Source organism: Halobacillus faecis, assembly GCF_007991335.1.
GTDB lineage: Bacteria > Bacillota > Bacilli > Bacillales > Halobacillaceae > Halobacillus > Halobacillus faecis.
On sequence record NZ_BJYD01000046.1, the window covers coordinates 1 to 2,850 of the forward strand.

The window sequence follows — 2,850 nt, forward strand, 5'->3', positions numbered from 1 at the left end:
AAAGCGAGCTATTCCCTGCAGCCCTACCCGCTCAAAAAAAGTCTCGAAACCAAGTTTTCCACAATCGGGAGCGTTTGTGGAGAAAAGAGATCTTTCCATCCTTCTACAAAACTTGCTAGCCAGTGGTTCAGATTGTGACAGACTTTTTAACCGGACGGGCTTATACTTTTCAGTACAGCAGATAAAGAGAAGGGGGGAGAGAGGATCATTTATCTTGATGCTGTCTGGTTGCTCAACCTTTTGATGGATGGCATGATCTTATCGCTTACACAGGGGATAACGAGAGCGAAATCATCGAAAATCAGATTGGCCACTGGGGCGTTTGTCGCCTCTACGATCGTCCCGATTACCATTTATATGCCGGATTCCTGGCTTGTAGGAAATTTCGGGAAAATCTTTTTTTCGATGTTCATCATCTGGGTGGCCTTTTCCTACACCTCTCTCCGTTCATTTTTTGTCCAGTGGATCAGTTTTTATTTTATTACCTTTGCCATCGGTGGAAGCATGATGGGGGTTCATTATTTTCTTGCGACAGAGATCAGCTTACAAGGGGGTTCAATCGTAACATTTAGTGGTGGGTATGGAGACCCGGTCAGTTGGTTGTTTGTAATCATTGGTTTTCCTTGTTCCTTTGTTTTTACGAAATGGCGTTTGAATCAAGTCAGCGTCCATAAAATGAAGCTTGAGGATATTTATGATGTAACCGTAGAGTGGAATGGAAAGACCGCTCACTGCAAAGGTTTAGTAGATAGCGGAAACCAGCTCGTGGACCCGATCAGTCGGAAAATGGTATTTCTCGCAGATTCTTTTTTATGGGAACAATTTTTATCAAAGGAACAGATCCAGCAGCTTGAAGTGGATCATGTCGTCACCGCTTTAGCGGAATTACCGGATGAGATTCAGTCCTCTGTACGGCTTGTTCCTTACCAGGCGGCAGGTGTTGCAGGAAAGTTACTCGTGACGTTAGTGGTGGATAAGATCACAGTAAAAACAGAGTCAGGCAATTTGGAGATGAAAACTCCCCTTTTAGGGGTGCAGCAACAGGATTTGACACACGATCGACTTTACCAAATGCTTATCCATCCGCACTTGATGGTCAAAGGCAAATCAGCGTGATTTCAGGAGGAGGATTCCATGTTCAAGTGGTTCTTTAAAGCACGCCTATGGTATTATCGCTTACTAATGAAGCTCGGAATTAAACAAGATGAAATTTATTACATTGGTGGAAGTGAAGCCCTGCCACCACCATTATCGAGAGAAGAAGAGAGAGAATTGCTTGAACTTCTTCCCAAAGGGGATAAGGCAGCACGTGCGATGCTCATTGAGCGGAATTTAAGACTTGTCGTCTATATCGCCAGGAAGTTTGAAAACACGGGGTTGAACATAGAAGATTTAATCAGTATTGGAACGATCGGCCTCATCAAGGCCGTAAACACGTTTGATCCGGAAAAGAAAATCAAACTTGCGACCTACGCTTCCCGCTGCATAGAAAATGAAATACTCATGCACCTTAGAAAAAGCAATAAGTTGAAAACAGAAGTATCCTTTGATGAGCCATTGAATGTGGACTGGGACGGAAATGAACTTTTATTATCTGATATTTTAGGGACAGACGAGGATTTAATTACGAAAGGTATCGAAAAGAAAATCGATAAGAAATTACTTAAATCGGCGCTTGAACAATTAAATGATCGAGAAAAACAAATCATGGAACTTCGTTTCGGATTAATTGGGAAAAAAGAAAAAACACAAAAAGATGTGGCAGATATGATGGGCATCTCACAGTCCTATATATCAAGGCTTGAAAAGAAAATTATCCGCCGGCTACAACGCGAATTCGACAAAATGGTCTAACAGCCGACGACCCTCTGATGCATAATTTTCCCACCCAGGGAGATACTGAGAACTGATTACAGCTTCCTGGGAGGGTCTTACATTGACACGACATAAAGTAGAGATATGCGGCGTAGATACATCAAAACTTCCGGTACTGAAAAATGCAGAAATGAGAGACCTGTTTGAACGCTTGCAAAGTGGAGAGCTGGAGGCAAGAGAACAGCTGGTGAATGGCAACCTCCGCCTCGTCTTATCCGTTATTCAGCGTTTCAACAATCGTGGAGAGTATGGAGACGATTTGTTCCAGGTGGGATGCATCGGCCTCATGAAATCCATTGATAATTTTGATTTAAGCCACAATGTGAAATTTTCTACTTACGCTGTACCTATGATTATTGGTGAAATTCGCAGGTACTTAAGAGACAACAACCCGATTCGTGTTTCCAGATCCTTGCGCGACACAGCTTATAAAGCTTTGCAGATGCGTGAGAAAATGATTAGTGAGACGAGTAAAGATCCGGCTCCTCATGAAATCGCAGAACGAATGGGAGTCCCGCACGAAGATGTAGTCTTTGCGATGGATGCCATCCAGGATCCCGTATCCCTTTTCGAGCCGATCTATAATGACGGTGGTGATCCGATTTTTGTGGTCGATCAGTTAAAAGATGACCGGGAAAAAGATTCCGTTTGGCTTGATGAACTATCGCTAAGAGAAGGAATGAAGCAACTGAACGATCGAGAGAAAATGATTTTGACGAAACGCTTCTTCCAAGGGAAAACGCAAATGGAAGTCGCTGAGGAAATCGGAATCTCGCAAGCTCAAGTGTCGCGGTTAGAAAAAGCGGCCATTAAAGAAATGAATTCATCTATGTTCCAATGAACCCTTAAGCTTCTGCCTACGCAGAAGCTTTTTTTATGCCAAAACTTCCTCCACAAACGCTCACGATTGTGGAAGACTCAGTTTCGAAACGATTGTGTGGTTCTAGGGGCTCCGGAAAAAGGTTCGCTTTCCAT

General features: G+C 43.2%; 3 protein-coding genes. All 3 read left to right on the forward strand.

Translation table 11 applies throughout. The features are described 5' to 3' along the window. Nucleotides 1-207 precede the first annotated feature (207 nt). The 3 genes from spoIIGA to sigG all read left to right on the forward strand — a co-directional run bounded on the left by spoIIGA (nucleotide 208) and on the right by sigG (nucleotide 2,716). Nucleotides 208-1,116: a sigma-E processing peptidase SpoIIGA gene (spoIIGA, locus tag HFA01_RS18720; protein ID WP_281290530.1), complete on the forward strand. Its 909-nt coding sequence runs from the start codon at nucleotides 208-210 to the stop codon at nucleotides 1,114-1,116. 18 nt (nucleotides 1,117-1,134) lie between these two features. Next, nucleotides 1,135-1,854, forward strand: a complete 720-nt coding sequence (sigE, locus tag HFA01_RS18725; RefSeq protein WP_089652821.1) for an RNA polymerase sporulation sigma factor SigE — start codon at nucleotides 1,135-1,137, stop codon at nucleotides 1,852-1,854. An 82-nt stretch (nucleotides 1,855-1,936) separates the two neighbouring features. Then, complete coding sequence (gene sigG / locus HFA01_RS18730) at nucleotides 1,937-2,716, forward strand: RNA polymerase sporulation sigma factor SigG (protein ID WP_146818891.1); 780 nt, start codon at nucleotides 1,937-1,939, stop codon at nucleotides 2,714-2,716. Nucleotides 2,717-2,850: the final 134 nt, after the last annotated feature.

Coding starts and splice junctions, on each gene's coding strand:
- sigE (WP_089652821.1), top strand. CDS start 1,135: ATGTTCAAGTGGTTCTTTAAAGCACGCCTATGGTATTATCGCTTACTA.